The following is a 20218-nucleotide window of genomic DNA, read 5'->3' as shown; positions in this document are numbered from 1 at the left end:
ATCGGTTCTTATGGCTTTAAGAACCAAGCTGGCGTGCTAACAAGGCATACATGGCTGCTAAGCTTTGCTGTTCTGCAGCAGCGTTATAAGCTAAATCTACGCCGTTGGCTTTGGCACGTTCATCCGCCATCGGGTTGCTAAAGCCGTGTTTTGCGCCTTCAAAAATATTGATTTGATACTGCACTTGGGCAGCATCCATTTCATTTCTAAAGGTTGCAACATCATCTAAGCTCACCATCGAATCGAGCTCACCATGTTGCACTAAAATCTCTGCTTGGACTTGTCCTGTTTGTGCAGGATTCGCTGTAGTAAGTGTTGCATGGAAGGTCACCACAGCTTTTAATGCAGCACCTGAACGAGCTAAATCCAGCACGACTTTTCCGCCATAGCAAAAGCCTATAGCTGCGAGTTTATCTGCATTTACTTCTTTTTGCTGTGCCAAAGTGTTTAATGCAGCAGACGCACGGGTCACAATGGTGTCGGCATGATCAAAAGTCTGCATCATCCATTCATAAGCTTGCTTGGCATCTGTGGTGACTTTTTTGTCACCATACATGTCCAGCGCTAAAGCCGCATAGCCTTGTTCTGCCAATTCACGTGCACGTTGTTCGGTATATTCATTGCGTCCCCACCATTCAGGTGCAACTAACACACCTGCGATCGCAGTGTCTGACTCTGGAGCAGCAAAATAGCCAAAAAGTTGAGTTCCATCCGCTGCTGTATATTGAATTTCGCGAGTCTTAATTTTAACGGTCATGGTCAAATCCTTATGTGCGGCTACGCAGTTGATGAAGATTTAAAATAAATGGAAATTGGTTTTTGTGAAATAAATATAAGATATCAATGTGAATTTTAAGTCAAATCAATCAAAAAAATTGTAAAAGAAAATAATGGTACGAAGAAATATTGAGGAGCACCGAGATTTGTCGATGCTCCTGAAGTGGGTATTGTTATTTAGAGAGAACTTCGATGAGCTCTACATCAAAAATCAGTGTGCTGTTTGGCTCAATGACGTCTGCTGAACCAATTTGACCATAGCCCAAATTGGCAGGAATGAAGAAGCGATATTTTGCACCTTCTTTCATCAACTGTAGACCTTCTGTCCAACCTTGAATAACTTGGCTCACTTGGAACATCGCAGGTTGGTTGCGTGCAATTGAACTATCAAAAATAGTGCCATCAATTAAGCGCCCTTCATAGTGAACTTTCACTGTTGAATTGGCTTTGGGTGACTTACCTTTGCCGGCTTGAATGACTTGATACTGCAGGCCAGATTTCGTGACCTGAATACCTGGTTTTTTGGCATTCTCAGCAAGGAAAGCGGCACCAATGGTGGCATTCGCATCCGCTTTTTTCTTCAATTCAATCAGTTGTTTCGCTTCGGTTTGCTTTTTATATTGAGTTAAAGCACGAGTCATTTCTTCATCTGTTAATGAAGAAGCTTGACCTTTAGATGCTGCCTTTAAACCTGCAACAAATGCATCAATATCCAAATCCTTAATGGATTCAGCATTACTGCGTCCCATTAAATAACCAAAACTATAACCCACTTGTTCTGCAGCACTACTTTTATTACTGACATCTTTGGCAAATACAGTGCTTGAGCAGAGTGCCAAACACAACATACTGATCTGTAATTTCATGACCGAGTCTCAAAATAAAGCAGGAGAGCGAAAAGCTCTCCTGTGCCGGTTTTATTATTTAACTTCAATGAGTTCTACATCAAAAATTAAAGTACTGTTCGGTGGAATTGTTCCTGGAACACCTTGAGCACCATAACCTAGGTTTGAGGGAATATACAAAGTCGCTTTGCCACCTTCTTTCATTAACTGCAGACCTTCAGTCCAACCCGGAATTACTTGGTTCAACGGAAATTCAATTGGCTCGCCGCGCTGTACTGAACTATCAAATACTGTGCCATCCACTAACTTACCTGTGTAGTGAACTTTAACAACTGATGTGGCTTGCGGTTGTTTACCTGTACCTTCTTTCGTTGTTAGGTACTGTAAACCAGAAGCAGTGGTTTTAACCCCAGCTTTGCTTTTGTTTTCCGTTAAGAAATTATCGCTGCTACTTTGTGCTTGCTTATTGCTTTCGAGCTGCTTATTTTGCATTTCTTGCTGGAACTCAGCATATGCTTTTTGTAATTCTTCTTCAGTATATGCAGGTTTTGCACGAGCATGACCCGCACGAACGCCAGTGACAAAGCTATCAATATCTAATTCTGGAGGTGTTTGATGGGCAACTTCATAACCAAGTGCATAACTGATTTTAGCGACAGCAGAAGCATTTGCAGCTGGTTGAGTTGATGTTGCTGATTGCGTAGCAGGCGTTTTAGTTGCATAGTAAACAGGAACAAGTGCGGCACCGCCGAGTAATACAGCGACAGCGATAGGTAGGGCCTTACTCATATATTTTCCCACAATTATTTTATATGTAAAAAGTTGCTGAAATTCTAGCAGACTTTTCCTGTTCAGCGCTTACCTATCTCTACGATCAGGTAAGGTGCAGGAAAGATCATCATAGTCATGTTCTTATTTTTATACTATAACGGTATGAATATATAAAACATTTTTTATACAGAAAGTGGCATGCAACATAAATTTCGCACATAAAAAAAGCCACCATATTTGGTGGCTTTTTTACAACGCGCTGAATCAGTCTAGGTCTTTTGAAGCTTTATAACCATAAGAATAGTTATAGCCATAACCATAGCCTGCTGAGCTACGTTGAATGTCGTTTAGAATAATACCATTGACCTTCACACCCACTTGTTCAAAGCGGTTCACGGTTAACTCTAACTCTTTTAACTGAGTTTTCGCATAACGAGCAATCACCAGATTCACGCCAGCAAATTGCGAAATAATGATACCGTCTGTCACCGCAAGTACTGGAGGTGTATCAATGATCACATGATCGAACATCGGTGAAATTAGATCTAAGAATTCTTTAAATTTACCAGAACTTAAAAGCTCAGATGGATTAGAAGGGCTCTTACCCCGAGTTACGACACTTAAATTTGGAATTTCTGTTGTTTTAACAATACTGTCAATGCCACTTTGCCCATTTAAAAACTCTGCAAGACCTGGTTGGTTGTCATGATTGAAGTATTTGTTTAAATAACCACGACGTAAATCGGCATCAATAATTAAAACGCGTTTATCACTTTGCGCAAGAATTGTTGCCAAGTTGGTTGAAATGAATGATTTACCAACTTCTGGTGCAGGCCCTGAAATCATGATCAGGTTATTTTTTGCGGATGTCAGTGCAAAGTGAATGGCAGTCCGCATACTGCGCAGGCTTTCAATCGCAATGTCATCGCTATTTTTAACCGCAAGTACAGGAATGGTCTTTTTCTTCTTCAGTAACTTGATACGACTTTCCTGAACAGGGGAACGGGGCACAGTGGCATAAACCGGAAGATCAAGGGTGTTCTCAATTTCTGAAGAATCTTTGATTCCTGAGCGTAGCATGTTACGTAGTAGTGCAAGTAATGTACCGAGGAAACCACCGAGAAAAATTGAAAGTATCAAGATTTGTAGTTTTTTTGGTGCAATCGGTTGAATTGGCTCTACAGCAGTATCCACAATACGGACATTACCAATTTCACCAGCTTTGGCAATACGAAGCTGTTGGTAAGAATTCAACAACGCTGTATAAAGTTGTTGTTTCACTTCAACTTCACGATAGAGCTGTAAATAACGACGTTGTAAGTCTGGTAATTTTTTTAAGGTGGTATTTAGTTCACCAATTTTGCTATTGATTGCACCTAATTGGGCATTCATTTGCTGCATCACTGGATGTTCACTAGTGTACTTCGCAGAAGCTTCAGCAACTTTTTGCTCTAATTCAGCTTTTTGAGTTTCAAGAGTGACGCTTTGAGTTAAATATAGTTCAGATTCTTTGGTTACATCGACGGTATTAAACTCTTGACGGAATTTGTTAAATTCACGTTCTGCGACATCAAGCTGCTGTTTTAATTCAGGGAGTTGTTCGTCTAGGAATTTTAATGTTTGTGCACTTTCAGCCGAACGTCTTTCAATATTTTGATGGCTGTAGGCTGCTAAAATGGCATTTAAAACTTTTGTAATATGTTCTTTATCTTGGCCTTGATAGTTAAGGCCAAGCACGCCCGTCATTTTACCTTTTTCAGCAACAGAATAATTTGCCAAAATACTGTCAACTGCAGCAGGTAAAGACTGTTTTTGAATTAAATAGTCATCTTTGAATTGATCTTTGCTATAAATTGAGATTTCCCAAAAACCTTCTGCTGTACGCAAAGAGCTTTTTTGGTTCAATGGTGATGTTAAAATTGTTTGTTCAGTCTGGAGGTCAATTAAAGAAAATTTATTATCTTGAAATTGGAGACCAAGGTTCTTGTCACGATATTGTGCAGGAATATCAAATTGGCGTATTTCAAAACTTTTCTCATTATCTTTGAAAACGACTGATTTATTTTTATATTCGGTGGCATATTCATGCGGTGAAAATAAGCGATCAGTGAAAGAATTCTCTGTACCGGAAATTTTTAGGTCAAGATGTAAACTCTGAATGACATTACCAAGAACTAAACGTGATTTAAGAATCTCAATTTCTGCTTGGGCAGGCTGCTTTTGATCAATCATGCCTGATAGATCACCTAAGAGTGCAGCGGAAGTCCCTTTACTCTCTTCTACTTGTACTAAAGCATTGACTGAATAAGTATCCGGTGTTGCTCTTAAATAAAGTAAAGCACAAACAAGACTTAAAATTACACATAGAGCAATTAACTTCCACTGTGCAATCAGAGAGAAAAATAATTCCTTTAAATCAATTGTATCTTCTGTATTGGTATTTTGGCTCATAATCGTACATCAAAAGTTAAATTTGTTTAGTCCAATCTGCAATGCAAGATTGGATCAGTTCTGAGGTCTGGTCAAAAAAAGCTTGATCGTGCTGATATGGGTCAGGCACATTTTTACCTTGCCAATGGCCTAAACGAAAAGTCTTTCCTTTTGCAAATGGCCATGTTTGTTCAATATGCTTTTGTTGATTTGAACTCATGACTAAAATTAAATCTGATTTCTTGATCAGTTCAGCATTTAATTTTTGCGCAATGTGTCCACTCATATCGATGCCAATTTTTTGCATACAGTGCTGAGCTTTTTCATCTGCTGGATGTCCAACCATGCCTGAGATTCCCGCTGAATAAATATTCAGATCGGGATGATTTTTTTTCAGAAGATATTCTGCCATAGGACTTCGGCAAATATTACCTACACACACCACCAGAATATTTTTAAATAACATTATTGACCCATTCTGTCGATGTTATAGATCATATTTGAGAAAGGAATCACCTGATTGATCACGCGCTGCCAACGTGCCAAGCCAGATGCATCAACATATACAATATCGTTGCTACGCATTCTGAACTGGTTTGCGAGTCCAAAGTCACCAATACTGGTTAAATCCAAATGATAAATTTCGGTCATCGGACTATTCATATCACTACGTACTACGTAGATTTTACCTCGACTTGCAGAAAGCGAGTTTACCCCAAGACTTTCGCCCAAGACATCACTTAAACTCATTCCTTGATCACGCATTGGTAGGGATTGATTTTTACCAGATTCACCCATTACATAAATTTTCTGATTTTCGCGTGAATTGACATAAATTGTATCGTTAGGCTGTATGAGTAGATTATGTAGTGAATAGCCAGCCTTTTCTAACTGAATGCTATTTAAGTTGTAAGTTTGTCCTTGGCGTACCAAGGTAATAGACGTATTATCGCCAAATTGCGTATTCACACCGCCAGCAAGACCAAGTGCAGTATATACGCTGGTAGGTTGGTCGGTGAGATTAAATTGACCACCTTTCATTACATTACCTTGGACAGAATAACGCTGGCCTTGGTAGGAAAGAACGCGAACAATCACATCTGGAGTTTTTAAATAGCGGGCAAGTTGGCTACGTAACTCCTGATTGACTTTTGTTAGGGATTTTCCGGCAGCTTTATATCGGCCAATAATAGGGAATTGAATATAACCATTTTGGTCGATTTGGTAACCGTTTGATTTTATCGCCTCTTCATTACTAATGGTATTTGTAGGTGGCGTTATTTCCGGATATGCCCATAAATAAATGGATAAAATATCACCAGAATTTAATCGATATTGTTGTTGTTGTTGATTGAAAAGGTGAGCAAAATTTTGTTGATTAATCTGTGCGGGTTGAACGGCTGCTAAATTGTCTTGTGATAATTTGATGACATTTACAGTTGAACCTAGATCTGTTTGGAAAACACCTTCTTTTGGTAAATCATATGTTTGAAGACCTGATGTGATTGCACAACCCGTCATACCTAAACTGAGTGCTAACAAGAAGCTATAACGATAGTAACTCACTCGAAATCCTACTTATAAAAATAATTGAATTGTAAAAAAGGCAATCGCCTGATTTTTAAAATATATAACGCAGCATTTTATACTATGTAAAGTAAACATCCTAGGATTTGCTGTCAAAATGTGTTGCTACAGTGTAATGATTATTGTGTGAAATAAAACACATATTTGTTAATGAATACATAATAAATTCATTTAAGTAATTGGTGTTAAAAATCAAATATTAATATATTGGATAAAAAATAAACGTTGAATTTTGCAGTTATATTTTTTGATTACGAAAAATAATAATTCCCGAAAAATATAAGGGCTATTTCTGCTATATTATGAGGCGTTTTTCACATGATTAAATCATAAATTATAAGGCTCTGGAATGTTGCAACTCTCGGAACTAAAAATAGCAGTAATTGGGTTGGGCTATGTAGGTTTACCTTTAGCTGTTGAATTTGGTAAAAAAAGCCCAGTTGTTGGTTTTGATATCCATCAAAAAAGAATCGATGAATTAAGAAGTGGTCAAGATCACACTTTAGAAGTTTCGCCTGAAGAATTAAAAAAAGCAGAATATTTACAATTTTCAGCTGATTTGGACGATTTAAAAAAATGTAACTTCTTTATTGTGACTGTGCCAACCCCGATTGATGGTGTAAATCGACCAGATCTAACTCCGTTGCGTAAAGCAAGTGAAACGATAGGCAAAGTAATATCTAAGGGCGATGTTGTTGTTTACGAGTCGACGGTTTACCCAGGCGCAACAGAAGAAGTTTGTATTCCAGTTATTGAAAAAATATCAGGATTAAAATTTAACCAAGATTTTTACGCAGGCTATAGTCCAGAACGTATTAATCCTGGTGATAAAGTAAATACACTCACCAAGATCAAAAAAATTACCAGTGGTAGCACACCTGAGATCGCAAATTTAGTTGACGCTGTATATAGCAGTATTATCACAGCAGGCACTCATAAAGCTGCAAGTATTAAAGTCGCAGAGGCAGCTAAAGTGATTGAAAATACGCAGCGTGATTTAAACATTGCGCTAGTAAATGAGTTGTCAGTGATTTTTGATCGTCTAAATATAGATACTATAGATGTATTAGAGGCTGCTGGTAGTAAATGGAACTTCTTACCTTTCCGTCCAGGTTTGGTGGGTGGTCACTGTATTGGTGTTGACCCGTATTATTTGACACATAAAGCAGAAGAAGTGGGATATAACCCACAAGTAATTTTGGCGGGCCGCCGTATTAATGACAACATGGCGCAATATGTTGCTCAATCTACCATTAAACATATGGTTAAAAATGGGATCGATGTAACCACTGCAACTGTCGGTATCTTGGGTGTGACATTTAAAGAAAATTGCCCTGATATTCGTAACAGTAAAATTGCGGATGTCATTGCTGAATTTAAACAATGGGGCGTAAACGTTGTGGTTTGTGATCCTTGGGCAGATGCAGCAGAAGTCCAGCATGAATATGGTGTTGAATTAGGTCAGGTTGATGCTGAACACCAAGTTGATAGTTTAGTCGTTGCAGTGGGTCATAATGAATTCCGTGATATGTCCGCTTTAGAATTACGTAATTTGGTGAAATCCGAAAAACCTGTCATTGCAGATGTGAAAAGTTTGTTCGATCGCGATCAATTAACTGCTCAAGGTTTTACTGTATTCCGTCTCTAATCTGAAAATTAAGAAGTTTTATAAATGAAAAAATTTGCCCTTATCGGTGCTGCTGGTTATATCGCTCCACGTCACTTAAAAGCGATTAAAGAAACAGGTAACGATTTAGCCGTTGCTATGGATGTAAACGATTCTGTTGGGATTATGGATAGTCATTTCCCTGAGGCTGAATTTTTTACTGAGTTTGAACAGTTTGAAGCCTATGTTGAAGATCAGAAGCTTAAAGGTCAGAAATTAGATTACGTTGCGATTTGCTCACCAAACTATTTACATGCACCTCATATGAAATATGCCCTAAAAAATGGTATTGAGGTGATTTGTGAGAAGCCATTGGTTTTAAATTCAGAAGACTTAAATATGTTAGCTGAGTATGAAAAACAGTATGGTGCAAAAGTAAACTCAATTCTTCAATTACGCTTACATCCTTCAATTATTGCTTTACGCGATAAAGTACAAGCTGCGCCTGCAGATAAAGTATTTGATGTCGATTTAACTTATCTAACTTCACGTGGTAAATGGTATTTAAAATCGTGGAAAGGTGTAGATAAAAAATCTGGCGGCGTAGCAACCAATATTGGTGTGCATTTCTATGACATGTTGCATTTCATTTTTGGTGATATCGTTAAAAATGAAGTACATTTTCGTGATGAAAAAACTGCATCAGGCTATTTAGAATATGAACGTGCTCGTGTTCGTTGGTTCTTGTCTATCGATGCAAATAACTTGCCGTCAAATGCTGTAAAAGGTGAAAAGCTAACCTACCGTAGTATTACGATTGAAAATGAAGAATTAGAATTTTCAGGCGGTTTTACAGATTTACATACGCAGAGTTATCAACGTATTTTGGAAGGCAAAGGCTACGGTGTGGAAGAAAACCGAGCAGCAATTGAAACAGTGGAAGTCATTCGTGTTGCTCCTATTGTGGAAAACCCTGCGAACCCACATCCATTATTAGCTAAAGTAAAATAAATCAGGGAATGATTATGAGTTTTTATCAACATGAAACAGCGATTGTTGATGAAGGTGCGCAAATAGGAAGCGATTCGCGAGTTTGGCATTTTGTTCACGTATGTGGCGGTGCCAAAATCGGTCAAGGCGTATCTTTAGGACAAAACGTATTCGTTGGCAATAAAGTCGTTATTGGCGACCATTGTAAAGTTCAAAATAACGTGTCGGTATACGATAACGTGACCTTGGAAGAAGGTGTATTTTGTGGACCAAGCATGGTTTTCACCAATGTGTATAACCCACGCTCTTTAATTGAACGCAAAGACCAATATCGTAATACCTTGGTTAAAAAAGGTGCAACACTGGGTGCGAACTGTACCATTGTTTGTGGTGTAACAATTGGTGAATATTCGTTTGTCGGTGCTGGTGCAGTCATTAATAAAGACGTACCGGCGTATGCATTGATGGTAGGTGTTCCAGCAAAACAAATTGGTTGGATGAGTGAGTTCGGTGAACAGTTAGATTTACCTTTAACCGGTAATGCAGAATCTGTGTGTTCACATACAGGTGCGATATACCGATTGTCTGGTAGCACTGTAATCAAAGAACAGGCATAAACATGATTGAATTTATTGATTTAAAAGCTCAGCAAGCTCGTTTAAAAGATAAGATTGAAGCGGGTATTCAAAATGTATTAACCCATGGTCAATACATTTTAGGTCCTGAGGTAAAAGAGTTAGAAGAAAAACTTGCTGCTTATGTAGGTGCAAAATACTGTATTACGTGTGCAAATGGTACAGATGCCTTGCAAATTGCACAAATGGCGTTTGGTATCGGTCCGGGTGATGAAGTGATTACGCCCGGATTTACCTATATCGCAACAGCTGAAACAGTTGCAATATTGGGTGCGACACCTGTCTATGTCGATGTCAATCCAAATACATATAATTTGGATGTTGAACAATTAGAGGCAGCGATAACTCCGCGTACGAAAGCAATTATTCCAGTAAGCTTGTACGGTCAATGCGCTGATTTTGATGCAATCAATGCAATTGCAGCGAAATATAATATTCCTGTTATTGAAGATGCAGCGCAAAGCTTTGGTGCAACCTATAAAGGTCGTAAAAGTTGTAACTTAACTACTGTGGCTTGTACAAGTTTCTTCCCAAGTAAGCCTTTAGGTTGCTATGGGGACGGTGGTGCGATTTTTACCAATGATGATGAACTGGCAAAAGTGATTCGCCAAATTGCACGACATGGTCAAGACCGTCGTTATCATCACATTCGTGTAGGTATGAATAGTCGTTTGGATACATTACAAGCTGCCATTCTTTTGCCAAAACTTGAAATTTTGGATGAAGAAATGCAAGCGCGTCAGCGTGTAGCAGAAACCTATACCAAACTGTTTAATGAAGCGGGTGTTAATACTACACCATGTATTGAAACACATAATCAGAGTGCATGGGCGCAATATACCATTCAAGTTGAAAACCGTGATGCTGTGCAAGCGAAGCTGAAAGAGCAGGGTATTCCTACAGCGGTACATTATCCAATTCCATTGAATAAGCAGCCAGCGGTAGCCAATGCGAATGTAAGCTTACTTGTAGGTGATGCAATTGCTGAGCGCGTAATGAGTTTGCCAATGCATCCTTACTTGACTGTAGAAGCTCAAGAAAAGATTGTTGCGGCACTTTTGAGTAAATAAGTTGTGAAAAGCCTTCTTGATAAAGTTAATGCAAAGTTAAATGCACAAGGAGGCTTTTTAAAAGCAGTATCCGTCTTGGTGGGAGGTACTGCTTTTGCTCAGTTAATTGGTTTTTTGTGTTTACCCATATTAACGCGTTTATATACTCCAGAAGACTATTCGGTTTTAGGTGTGTATGTTGCAATAGTGGCTATTTTAGCTGTAATTTCATGCTTAAGATTTGATATTGCCATCCCTATTCCAGAAAATGAAAATGATGGAAAGGCTTTATTGCTCTTGTCTTTTTTGAGTAATACAATTTTTAGCATCATTCTTTATGTAGTACTTTTTATAAGTTATCCATACATCCAACATTATAAAATAATTGATCAGCTATCTTACTGGATTTGGTTAATTCCACTTGGTGTATTTGTATCAGGGTTTTACTCTGCTCTACAGTTTTGGGCAACACGACATAAAAGATTTAAAGATATTGCTAAAACTCGCATGACACAAGCTATATCTGGAAATGCTGCAAGTTTAGCTGGTGGCATGTTTTCTGTTGGATTTGGTGGATTGATTGTAGGGCAGCTTTTAAATTTCTCTGGTGGGCTATTTAAGTTAGCTGTGAGTGCCAAAAAGGATTTAGCTTTTGTTAAAAGCAGTCCATTAAAAGCGACATTTGCAAAGTATAGCAATTTTCCCAAGTATTCTACTTTTGAAGCATTGGCAAATGTGAGTGCAATTCAGTTGCCTTTGATTCTTTTGGCGAGCTATATAATTGGGCCAACAGTTGGGTATTTAATGCTTGCTATGAAGGTTTTAGGTGTACCAATGGGGTTAATTGGCTCTGCATTCTCACAAGTATATTTAGCAAATGCAAATCAATATTTAGAAAGAAAGACACTTTATTCTTACACAAAATCTATAATATTTAAAATATTTAAAATAACAATTATTCCATTTGTTGTATTGGCTGTAATTTCTCCTTTTATTTTTAGTTATATATTTGGAGAAACCTGGAAAGATGTTGGCTTGTATGTCTTAGCAATGTTGCCATGGTGTTTTATGCAAATATTATCTTCACCTGTTTCGATGTCACTTCATATAATAGGTAAACAAAAAGTAGCTCTACTTTTGCAATTCACAGGCTTTTTATTAAGGGTTTTAGGTTTGCTTTTGGTTGTAAATTTATTTTCTGATAAAATATTAATATATTATTTTTTATCTGGATTTCTTTTTTATATATTATATTTGGTTGTAATACTATATAAATTATTATTGAGTGAGCAAGATGGGTATTGATCTACTGAAAATAAAAAAAGAGTCTTTAGGTTTTTTGTTTTTTTTAATGATATATCCTTTAGATTTTATATCATATATGATTTCATCTAATTGGGGTTTAGAAATTCCTATTGGTTTTGTTGGGTCATTAATTTCTATTTTTATTTTTTTATTTTTTTATTTTTTTATCTCAAGTAAAAGAAATTTAATTATCTATATTTTTGTTTGTGTTTTTGCGGTTTTTATGGGTTATTTGATGTGGATTTCAAATAATGCTAATTTGTTAGATTATTTTTATTTGCTTAAGATTTCTGGTGCATTTTGCTGTGGTATTTTGTTTTTTAGTTTTTTGAGAAAAACAGATGCAAAAAAAATAAAAAATATAATATTATTTTTTTGGATTTTAATGTTTTTATTAATATTCAATTTTGATTTGGGTGAGAATTACCTTCGTTTAAGTGATGCTTTTGCACTTGTATGTTTGCTCTATATTTCCATGCTTGATAAAATTAAATATCAGGTTTTATTTTTAATTTTATCGGTAATGGGTTTGTATTTTCTTGAGTCAAGGGCCGGTCTTTTATTATTTTTGTTAAGTGTGGTTCCTTTGATTTTTTTGAAAAATAATTTTTTAAAATTTTCTTTGGTTCTTTCTCCAATTGTTTTGCTGGCATATTATTATATTTTAAGGTTAAATGAATCAATATTGAATTATAATGATAATAGGTTTTTGAGATTAATTTTTTCTACTGACAGTGACACATCTTTGAATGAGCGAAAATACTTAAATGAAATGGGTTGGGAAACTTTTTTAAGTAATAAGTTTGTTGGTGATTTTGGATATTATAAGTACTCTTTAGGTGAAGGTTCTTATGCCCATAACTATATTTCATTTTTGGCTGAATTTGGAGTTTTGGGGTTATTTATTTTGGTTGCATTTTTAATTTTTTGTTTAATATCTTTATTTAAATTATATACATCTAAGACTATATTTTATTTTGATTATATTGTTCTTTCATTTATTTTGTTTGGCTTGTTTGGTGTGCTATTTGCAAAAAGTTTTTATTGGCTATATTTTTTCTTTTGTTTTGGTGTCATTTTTTCATATTATTCTTCTTTTAGAAGTAATGGTAATGTGCGTAAGGTTTCTTTATGATAAATATTATTTTTCACTGTCCATTTGTCCTTAATTATAGCGCTACTTCTGCAAGTGGTATTAGACCGATTAAAATGTTGGAAGCTTTTCAGGACTTGGGTTTTAATGTGGATGTGGTTTCTGGTAATAGTTCAGATCGAAAAAAAATTATTAATAATATTAAAAAGAAAATTAATTCTGGAACGACTTATGATTTTGTATATTCTGAAAGTTCCACTATGCCTACAGCCTTAACCGATCAACATCATTTACCATTGAGACCATTTCTTGATTTTGATTTTTTTGATTTTTTAAAAAGTAAAAAAATTAAAATTGGTTTGTTTTATAGAGATATATATTGGATGTTTGATGATTATGGAAATAATTTACCATGGTATAAGAAACAATTAGCTTTGTTTTTTTACCGATTAGATTTGAAGATGTATAACAATTTACTAGATAAACTTTATTTGCCTTCTTTAAAAATGGGGGACTATGTTAAAATTTATAATAAAAATATCATTGATAATTTGCCACCTGCACACTCTACATCTAACTATTTAGTTAAGAATAATTATAGTGAAAAATTAAATCTACTGTATATTGGAGGTATGGGTGTTGATTATAGGATGCATAAGCTTTTTGAGGCAGTAAGCGTACTTCCAAATGTTTGCCTAACTATTTGTACAAGGGAGCGTGATTGGAATAATGTGAAAGATGAATATGGTTTAATTTCTAAAAATATTAATATTGTACATAAAAGTGGAAGTGAGCTTGAAGAGTTGTATGATAACTCTCATATAGCTATTTTATTTGTTGAGCCAAAGGATTATCGTGAGTTCGCAGTACCTTTTAAATTATATGAATATATAGGACGAAACAAACCTATAATTTGTACATCATCAACATTGGTTGGTGATTTTGTAGCTAATAATAATATTGGTTGGGTACTTGATTACGATGTTAATGAGCTGGTTAATTTATTGTCCAATATGTCTAAAACTGATTTTGATAAAAAAACTGAACGAGTTTGCGAGTTGAAAATACATGAAACATGGGAAAGTAGAGCTAAAAAAGTATGTACTGATTTAGGTGTAAGTTTGTGAAAGTAATTTTATTATCAAGTACTAATAGCATTCATACAATACAGTGGGTTCATTATCTATGTAAATTAGGTCTTGATGTGCGAGTGATCTCTCAGCACCCTATAGCTGATAATTTTCCTAAAGAAGTGAAAGTCCATGTTTTACCCTTTTCTGGTTTTTTAGGTTATTTTTTTAATGTTTTTGCATTAAAAAAACTTTTAAAAGAAATTAAACCAGACATTTTAAATGTTCACTATGCGAGTGGTTATGGTACGACTGCGCGTTTAGCTAACGTTCACCCCTATGTGCTTTCAGTTTGGGGGAGTGATGTTTTTGAATTTCCTTACCGTTCTTTTTTTCATAAAAAGCTATTACAAAAAAATCTCAAAAGTGCGGATGTTATAGCATCTACCAGCCTAAGCATGGCTAAACAAACTCAGCAATTTGTAGACGGCCATAAAAAAATTGAGATTACGCCTTTTGGTGTAGATCTAGAAAAATTTAACCCTAGTTATTTTGATAAAAATGCAAATGCTCAAACCATTTGTATTGGCACTGTCAAAACACTTAAACATGTATACGGTATAGATATCTTATTAAAAGCTTTATCGATTGTTTTTAGCGATATAAAAAATGAATTTCCTGAAGTTTCTAACCAATTAAATTTTAGAATAGTTGGTGGTGGGACAGATATGGATGAATTTAAAAAGCTTGCTGTCGAATTGGGAATAGATCATCTAACACATTTTACTGGATCTGTGTCTCATGAAGATGTTCCAAGTGAATTAAATCGCTTAGATATATATGTTGCACTCAGTCGACAAGAAAGCTTTGGTGTCGCTGTGGTTGAAGCCCAAGCTATGGGTATTCCTGTCGTTGTATCAAATGTTGGTGGCTTACCTGAAGTTGTGCAAAATGGAAAAACAGGTTTTATTGTAGATAGTGAAAATCCTCAACAAGCGGCAAATGCTATTAAAAAACTGATTTTAGATACTGAGCTTAGGCAAGCGATGTCTGTAGAAGCTAGACAATTTGCACATTCGAATTTCTCATGGCAATCGTGTGCAGAAAATATGTCAGTTGTTTATCACGAAACATTAAAAAATTTTAAAGTAAGGTAATTAATATGAAAATTCTTACAGTAATTGGCGCGCGCCCACAATTTATTAAAGCGAGTGTAGTATCAGCTGCGATTGAAAAAACAGCGGGTTTGTCTGAAGAGATTATTCATACCGGTCAGCATTTTGATGCAAACATGTCTAATATTTTCTTTGACCAACTAGGTATTCCAAAGCCTCATTACCAATTAGATATTAATAGCGGTAGCCACGGTTCTATGACTGGTCGTATGCTTGAAGCGATTGAAAAAATTTGCTTAGAGTCAAAACCAGATCGTTTAATGGTATATGGTGATACGAATTCAACATTAGCAGGCGCATTAGCAGCATCTAAATTACATATTCCTGTTGCGCATATTGAAGCAGGTTTACGTAGTTTTAATATGCGTATGCCAGAGGAAATTAACCGAATTTTGACGGATCAAGTCAGTGATATTTTATTCTGCCCAACTGAAACTGCTGTTAAAAACTTGAAAAATGAAGGTTTTGAGTCTAAACCAGTTCAGGTTTTAAATGTGGGCGATGTGATGCAAGATTCATCAATGTTTTTTGCTGAGCGTGCAGTAAAAGGTGAAGCACTTAAAGCTGTACCTGATAGTAATTTTATTGTTGCTACATTGCATCGCGCAGAAAATACCGATGATCCTGTACGCTTAAAAGCAATTGTGGATGCACTGAATTACATTCATAAAAATATTTTACCAGTTGTACTACCTTTACATCCACGCACACAAAAAGTTGTGAAATCCTTAGGGTTGCAATTGGATATGTTGGTGCTTGAACCGGTGGGTTATTTAGAAATGATCTGGTTGCTAAAACATTGTAATGCTGTGGTTTCAGATAGTGGTGGTGTTCAAAAAGAAGCATTTTTCTTTAAAAAGCCATGTATCACTATGCGTGACCAAACAGAATGGGTTGAATTGATTGAACATGGTGTCAATATTTTGGCTGGTGCAGATACTCAAAAAATTATTAATGCAACACAGGCGATGTTAAATAAAACTATTGAGGACCCTTTAAATTTATATGGTGGTGGTAAAGCATCGCAAAATATTGCCAATGTATTAGCAGGTATATAATTCAAGATGAGCCAGAAGAAAACCATTTGGATAATCAATCAATACTCTTCGACACCAGAAACAGGTGTTGGGGGGAGACACTATTATTTTGCAAAATCTTTAGCACAATTAGGGTATGAGGTTTACTTAGTTGGTGCAGCGTTTACACACCTACTTAGAGAACCACCAGTTCTTGAAAATAATTTTAAAGTTGAGCCAATTGCAGACAACTTTAATTTTGTATGGGTAAAAATGCCAACGTATGCTGAAGCACATAGTAAAAAAAGGATTGCTAATTGGTTTTCTTTTGCATGGAAAATTACCAAACTCAAAAATATTTTGCCTAAACCTGATGTTATTTTATATTCCTCACCAAGTTTAGTGGGATATTTGGGTGCGGAAAAATTAGCACGTGATTTATCTGTGCCATTGGCATTTGAAGTCCGTGACATTTGGCCTTTAACTTTGTGTGAATTAGGTGGATATTCTGAAAATCATCCATTTATACGGTTATTACAATGGATTGAGGACCGAGCTTATAAGAATTCTGATTTTGTTTTATCAAATTTAAAAAATTCTTATGAACATATGCAATCTAGAGGAATGAAGTCTGAAAAATTTGCATGGGTACCTAATGGCTTCCTAAAAGAAGAAGTTGAGAGTGCCCAACCATTAGAGCAATCTACGTTAAATCAAATACCTAAAGATAAGTTTATTGTTGGTTATGCTGGTACGTTAGGCATTGCGAATGCTTTAGATTCTTTTATTCGAGCAGCAAATGAGTTAAAGGGATATTCGGAAATTGCATTTGTACTTGTGGGTAATGGGAAGTTAAAACAACGTCTACAGCAGCAAGTAAATGAATTAGGTCTGACCAATGTTTACTTTGTCGATGCTATCCCCAAAAGACAAGTTCAAAGTTTACTAAAAGTCTTTAATGTTTGTTATATCGGCTTAACTAAAGATCCACTTTTTAGATTTGGCGTTTCACCTAATAAACTTTTTGATTATTTATATGCAGGCAAACCTATCTTGTACGCAATTGATTCGGGTCGTTATACGCCAGTTACTGACTCCCAATCAGGCATTCAAATTGAGCCAGAAAATGTAGAACACATTGTAGATGGCGTTCTTAAACTTTATAACATGAGTCCTGAAGAACGAGCTGTTATGGGGCAAAATGGGCATCAGGAAGCAGTTCAATCATACGAATATGGAAGTTTAACTAAAAAATTGGCTTCAATATTATTTAAGGAATAATTGTGAAAAGACTGTTAGATATTATTATAGCCTCTATTGCACTTATTCTCCTTTCCCCCTTATATGCATACGTTGCTTATAAAGTGAAAAAAAATCTAGGTTCGCCGGTGTTGTTTCGTCAAGTTCGTCCAGGGCTCAATGGTAAGCCATTTGAAATGATTAAATTCCGTACCATGAAAGATGCAGTAGACGCACAAGGTAATCCGCTGCCGGACAGTGAACGCTTGACCCCATTTGGCAAAATGTTGCGTTCAACCAGTTTGGATGAAATGCCAGAGCTTTGGAATGTCATAAAAGGTGATATGAGTGTGGTTGGCCCACGTCCATTACTTATGGAATATTTGCCTTTATATAACGAAGAACAAGCAAAACGCCATAATGTGCGCCCTGGCATGACGGGTCATGCGCAAGTGAATGGACGTAATGCCATTAGCTGGGAAGAAAAATTCAAATTAGACACATGGTATGTTGAAAACCAGTCCATCTGGCTCGACTTTAAAATCATGCTGAAGACGGTGCAGAAAGTGATTGCGAAGGATGACATTAGTGCAGAAGGTGAGGCAACGATGACTCGCTTTACAGGATCAAAACATAAGGATGAAAAATAATGTCGAATAAATTGATTGGTGTTTACGGTGCAAGCGGATTTGGTAAAGAAGTCATGCCACTAGTACGTGCGCAATTTACTGAATTAAATAAAGAACATTTTGTATTTATTGATGACGGTCAGGCAAATACAGATTTAAACGGATATAAAGTACTAAGCTACACTGATTTTATCAATGATTCTAAAACCGATAAACATGTGACAATTGCAATCGCAAATAGCCTAGTACGTGAAAAATTGGTAGCTCGTTTAAATCAGGACAATGTTCAACATTTAGAAATTCAAGCGGCGAATACGGTTATTCTAGATGAAGTTGAAATAGGTGAAGGCAGTCTACTGTGTCCTTTTACATGTATTACTTCAAATATTAAAATTGGTAAATTCTTCCATGCCAACATTTATAGCTATGTTGCGCATGATTGCGTTATTGGTGACTATGTCACATTTGCACCAGGTGTAAAATGCAATGGCAATATTCACATTGAAGATCATGCCTATATTGGTACTGGTGCGGTGATCAAACAAGGTACCCCAGACAAACCATTAGTGATTGGTAAAGGTGCTGTGGTTGGTATGGGGGCAGTCGTGACTAAAAGTGTTCCCGCAGGTGTTACTGTTGTAGGTAATCCAGCCCGAATTTTAGAGAAGAAATAAAGATTTTTAAAAAATCAATTTAGGAAAGAGATATGTTAAACACTGCATTTGAACCGTGGCCAAGCTTTACGCAAGAAGAGGCAGATGCTGTATCAAAAGTATTACTGTCAAATAAAGTAAATTATTGGACGGGTCAAGAATGCCGTGAATTTGAAAAAGAATTTGCCGCTTTTGCAGAAACTCAATATGCCGTAGCTTTGGCAAACGGTACGGTTGCGCTTGATGTTGCATTAAAAGCCTTGGGCATTGGAGCAGGGGATGACGTGATTGTGACTTCACGTACGTTCTTAGCATCTGCAAGCTCTATTGTTACCGCTGGTGCAAACCCTATATTTGCAGATGTAGAGTTAGATTCGCAAAATATATCTGCGCGTACAATCGAAGCTGTTTTAACACCAAATACTAAAGCAATTATCTGTGTACATTTGGCGGGTTGGATGTGTGATATGGATCCAATCATGCAGCTAGCGCACGATAAAGGCATTTATGTTATTGAAGACTGTGCACAGGCACACGGCGCAAAATACAAAGGGAAATCTGCGGGTTCTATTGGTCATATTGGTGCATGGTCTTTCTGTCAGGATAAGATCATGACCACTGGCGGTGAAGGCGGCATGGTTACTACTAATGACGAAGCCTTATGGAAAAAAATGTGGTCATACAAAGACCATGGTAAAAACTTTGACAGTATTTATAACAAGCAGCACCCGCCAGGTTTCCGCTGGTTACATGATTCGTTTGGCACCAACTGGCGCATGATGGAAATGCAAGCAGTCATTGGGCGTATTCAGTTGAAAAAAATGGCTGAATGGACCAAGGTCCGTAATGAAAACATGCAGAAAATCTATGCAGCCTTTGCTGAAACACCATATATAACTGTCTCACAGCCAAGTGAGAAATATGTACATGCAGCATATAAATGTTATGTTCAAGTGAATCCAGAGCATTTACCTGAAGGTTGGTCACGTGATCGCATTATGAATGAAATCACGGCACAAGGTGTCCCATGCTTTAGTGGTTCATGCTCTGAGGTTTATTTAGAACATGCTTTTGATGGAACGCCTTGGCGCCCTGAACAGCGTTTACCAAATGCACAAAAACTTGGAGAAACTAGTCTGATGTTTATTGTGCATCCAACCTTAAGTGAAAGTAGTTTAAGTACAACAATTCACGCAATTCAAAGTGTACTTTCAAAAATTTAATTCATTTTCTGTGTGGCGAGTCTCAGTAATTGAACTCGCTTACATTTTTACATTTGTTTAAAAATGCTAGATCGACTAAAAACATTTTTAGTTCAATTATATAAATAGCATAGAGAAGACTAATC

The 20218-nt window shown here is 36.4% G+C and carries 19 protein-coding genes; 13 read left to right on the top strand and 6 right to left on the bottom strand.

Annotation, left to right across the window (positions count from 1 at the left end; genetic code table 11):
- Positions 1 to 16: 16 nt before the first annotated feature.
- The 6 genes from FTU13_RS13455 to FTU13_RS13430 all read right to left on the bottom strand — a co-directional run bounded on the left by FTU13_RS13455 (position 17) and on the right by FTU13_RS13430 (position 6344).
- The gene (locus tag FTU13_RS13455; RefSeq protein ID WP_180128549.1) at positions 17 to 757 is read right to left on the bottom strand and encodes a dienelactone hydrolase family protein; all 741 of its coding nucleotides are present in this window, start codon (positions 755 to 757) and stop codon (positions 17 to 19) included.
- A 193-nt stretch (positions 758 to 950) separates the two neighbouring features.
- Entirely contained in the window at positions 951 to 1643 is a 693-nt protein-coding gene (locus FTU13_RS13450) for an FKBP-type peptidyl-prolyl cis-trans isomerase (RefSeq protein ID WP_180128548.1), read from the bottom strand.
- Positions 1644 to 1697: 54 nt separating this feature from the next.
- A complete protein-coding gene (locus tag FTU13_RS13445) occupies positions 1698 to 2411 on the bottom strand; it encodes an FKBP-type peptidyl-prolyl cis-trans isomerase (protein WP_078191625.1) in 714 nt (237 codons plus the stop codon).
- Positions 2412 to 2657: 246 nt separating this feature from the next.
- Positions 2658 to 4844, bottom strand: a complete 2187-nt coding sequence (locus FTU13_RS13440) for a polysaccharide biosynthesis tyrosine autokinase (RefSeq protein WP_180161125.1) — start codon at positions 4842 to 4844, stop codon at positions 2658 to 2660.
- Between the two features lie 16 nt (positions 4845 to 4860).
- On the bottom strand, positions 4861 to 5289 hold the full coding sequence (locus tag FTU13_RS13435) for a low molecular weight protein-tyrosine-phosphatase (RefSeq protein ID WP_078194091.1): 429 nt from the start codon (positions 5287 to 5289) through the stop codon (positions 4861 to 4863).
- Positions 5289 to 6344, bottom strand: coding sequence for a polysaccharide biosynthesis/export family protein (locus FTU13_RS13430; RefSeq protein ID WP_180022948.1), 1056 nt, complete (start codon positions 6342 to 6344; stop codon positions 5289 to 5291). Before FTU13_RS13430 ends, FTU13_RS13435 begins: the two co-directional genes overlap by 1 nt.
- A 418-nt stretch (positions 6345 to 6762) precedes the next feature.
- On the opposite strand from FTU13_RS13430, the gene tviB reads away from it, so the two are divergent.
- Genes tviB through FTU13_RS13365 form a run of 13 tightly spaced genes read left to right on the top strand, consistent with a single transcriptional unit; the run spans position 6763 to position 20093 of the window.
- Positions 6763 to 8058: a Vi polysaccharide biosynthesis UDP-N-acetylglucosamine C-6 dehydrogenase TviB gene (gene tviB, locus FTU13_RS13425; protein WP_180128575.1), complete on the top strand. Its 1296-nt coding sequence runs from the start codon at positions 6763 to 6765 to the stop codon at positions 8056 to 8058.
- 24 nt (positions 8059 to 8082) lie between these two features.
- Positions 8083 to 9027: a Gfo/Idh/MocA family protein gene (locus FTU13_RS13420; protein ID WP_078194090.1), complete on the top strand. Its 945-nt coding sequence runs from the start codon at positions 8083 to 8085 to the stop codon at positions 9025 to 9027.
- A 14-nt stretch (positions 9028 to 9041) separates the two neighbouring features.
- Complete coding sequence (gene wbpD, locus FTU13_RS13415) at positions 9042 to 9623, top strand: UDP-2-acetamido-3-amino-2,3-dideoxy-D-glucuronate N-acetyltransferase (protein WP_078194089.1); 582 nt, start codon at positions 9042 to 9044, stop codon at positions 9621 to 9623.
- A 2-nt stretch (positions 9624 to 9625) separates the two neighbouring features.
- Positions 9626 to 10711, top strand: a complete 1086-nt coding sequence (locus tag FTU13_RS13410; protein ID WP_180161124.1) for a DegT/DnrJ/EryC1/StrS aminotransferase family protein — start codon at positions 9626 to 9628, stop codon at positions 10709 to 10711.
- Positions 10712 to 10714: 3 nt separating this feature from the next.
- The gene (locus FTU13_RS13405) at positions 10715 to 11995 is read left to right on the top strand and encodes an oligosaccharide flippase family protein (RefSeq protein ID WP_180161123.1); all 1281 of its coding nucleotides are present in this window, start codon (positions 10715 to 10717) and stop codon (positions 11993 to 11995) included.
- Positions 11985 to 13130 (top strand): O-antigen ligase, encoded by a 1146-nt coding sequence (locus FTU13_RS13400; RefSeq protein ID WP_180161122.1) that lies wholly within the window; start codon positions 11985 to 11987, stop codon positions 13128 to 13130. Before FTU13_RS13405 ends, FTU13_RS13400 begins: the two co-directional genes overlap by 11 nt.
- Positions 13127 to 14215 carry a hypothetical protein gene (locus tag FTU13_RS13395; protein ID WP_218955873.1) on the top strand — a complete coding sequence of 363 codons (1089 nt, stop codon included), beginning with the start codon at positions 13127 to 13129 and terminating at the stop codon, positions 14213 to 14215. Before FTU13_RS13400 ends, FTU13_RS13395 begins: the two co-directional genes overlap by 4 nt.
- Positions 14212 to 15315, top strand: coding sequence for a glycosyltransferase (locus tag FTU13_RS13390; protein WP_180161121.1), 1104 nt, complete (start codon positions 14212 to 14214; stop codon positions 15313 to 15315). Before FTU13_RS13395 ends, FTU13_RS13390 begins: the two co-directional genes overlap by 4 nt.
- 5 nt (positions 15316 to 15320) lie before the next feature.
- Positions 15321 to 16391, top strand: coding sequence for a non-hydrolyzing UDP-N-acetylglucosamine 2-epimerase (wecB, locus tag FTU13_RS13385; RefSeq protein WP_218955872.1), 1071 nt, complete (start codon positions 15321 to 15323; stop codon positions 16389 to 16391).
- A 6-nt stretch (positions 16392 to 16397) separates the two neighbouring features.
- Positions 16398 to 17630 (top strand): glycosyltransferase family 4 protein, encoded by a 1233-nt coding sequence (locus FTU13_RS13380; RefSeq protein ID WP_180014425.1) that lies wholly within the window; start codon positions 16398 to 16400, stop codon positions 17628 to 17630.
- Positions 17630 to 18238, top strand: a complete 609-nt coding sequence (locus tag FTU13_RS13375; RefSeq protein WP_373684832.1) for a sugar transferase — start codon at positions 17630 to 17632, stop codon at positions 18236 to 18238. Before FTU13_RS13380 ends, FTU13_RS13375 begins: the two co-directional genes overlap by 1 nt.
- Complete coding sequence (locus FTU13_RS13370; protein WP_180024793.1) at positions 18238 to 18891, top strand: acetyltransferase; 654 nt, start codon at positions 18238 to 18240, stop codon at positions 18889 to 18891. The genes FTU13_RS13375 and FTU13_RS13370 overlap by 1 nt, the downstream gene beginning before the upstream one ends.
- Before the next feature lie 32 nt (positions 18892 to 18923).
- On the top strand, positions 18924 to 20093 hold the full coding sequence (locus tag FTU13_RS13365; protein ID WP_180161120.1) for a DegT/DnrJ/EryC1/StrS aminotransferase family protein: 1170 nt from the start codon (positions 18924 to 18926) through the stop codon (positions 20091 to 20093).
- The last annotated feature ends 125 nt before the right edge of the window (positions 20094 to 20218 follow it).

This window comes from Acinetobacter sp. YH12064, assembly GCF_013419735.1.
Classification (GTDB): Bacteria; Pseudomonadota; Gammaproteobacteria; order Pseudomonadales; family Moraxellaceae; genus Acinetobacter; species Acinetobacter amyesii.
Note: the sequence above shows the minus strand (reverse complement) of the source record. Positions and strands in the feature narration are given on the sequence as shown.

Bases quoted from the DNA above. Each gene is read 5' to 3' on its own strand.
- FTU13_RS13455 (WP_180128549.1), bottom strand. From the start codon at position 757: ATGACCGTTAAAATTAAGACTCGCGAAATTCAATATACAGCAGCGGAT.
- FTU13_RS13410 (WP_180161124.1), top strand. From the start codon at position 9,626: ATGATTGAATTTATTGATTTAAAAGCTCAGCAAGCTCGTTTAAAAGAT.
- FTU13_RS13365 (WP_180161120.1), top strand. From the start codon at position 18,924: ATGTTAAACACTGCATTTGAACCGTGGCCAAGCTTTACGCAAGAAGAG.
- FTU13_RS13380 (WP_180014425.1), top strand. From the start codon at position 16,398: ATGAGCCAGAAGAAAACCATTTGGATAATCAATCAATACTCTTCGACA.
- FTU13_RS13440 (WP_180161125.1), bottom strand. From the start codon at position 4,844: ATGAGCCAAAATACCAATACAGAAGATACAATTGATTTAAAGGAATTA.
- FTU13_RS13370 (WP_180024793.1), top strand. From the start codon at position 18,238: ATGTCGAATAAATTGATTGGTGTTTACGGTGCAAGCGGATTTGGTAAA.
- FTU13_RS13400 (WP_180161122.1), top strand. From the start codon at position 11,985: ATGGGTATTGATCTACTGAAAATAAAAAAAGAGTCTTTAGGTTTTTTG.
- wbpD (WP_078194089.1), top strand. From the start codon at position 9,042: ATGAGTTTTTATCAACATGAAACAGCGATTGTTGATGAAGGTGCGCAA.
- FTU13_RS13450 (WP_180128548.1), bottom strand. From the start codon at position 1,643: ATGAAATTACAGATCAGTATGTTGTGTTTGGCACTCTGCTCAAGCACT.
- wecB (WP_218955872.1), top strand. From the start codon at position 15,321: ATGAAAATTCTTACAGTAATTGGCGCGCGCCCACAATTTATTAAAGCG.
- FTU13_RS13435 (WP_078194091.1), bottom strand. From the start codon at position 5,289: ATGTTATTTAAAAATATTCTGGTGGTGTGTGTAGGTAATATTTGCCGA.
- FTU13_RS13445 (WP_078191625.1), bottom strand. From the start codon at position 2,411: ATGAGTAAGGCCCTACCTATCGCTGTCGCTGTATTACTCGGCGGTGCC.
- FTU13_RS13395 (WP_218955873.1), top strand. From the start codon at position 13,127: ATGATAAATATTATTTTTCACTGTCCATTTGTCCTTAATTATAGCGCT.
- FTU13_RS13420 (WP_078194090.1), top strand. From the start codon at position 8,083: ATGAAAAAATTTGCCCTTATCGGTGCTGCTGGTTATATCGCTCCACGT.
- FTU13_RS13430 (WP_180022948.1), bottom strand. From the start codon at position 6,344: ATGACGGGTTGTGCAATCACATCAGGTCTTCAAACATATGATTTACCA.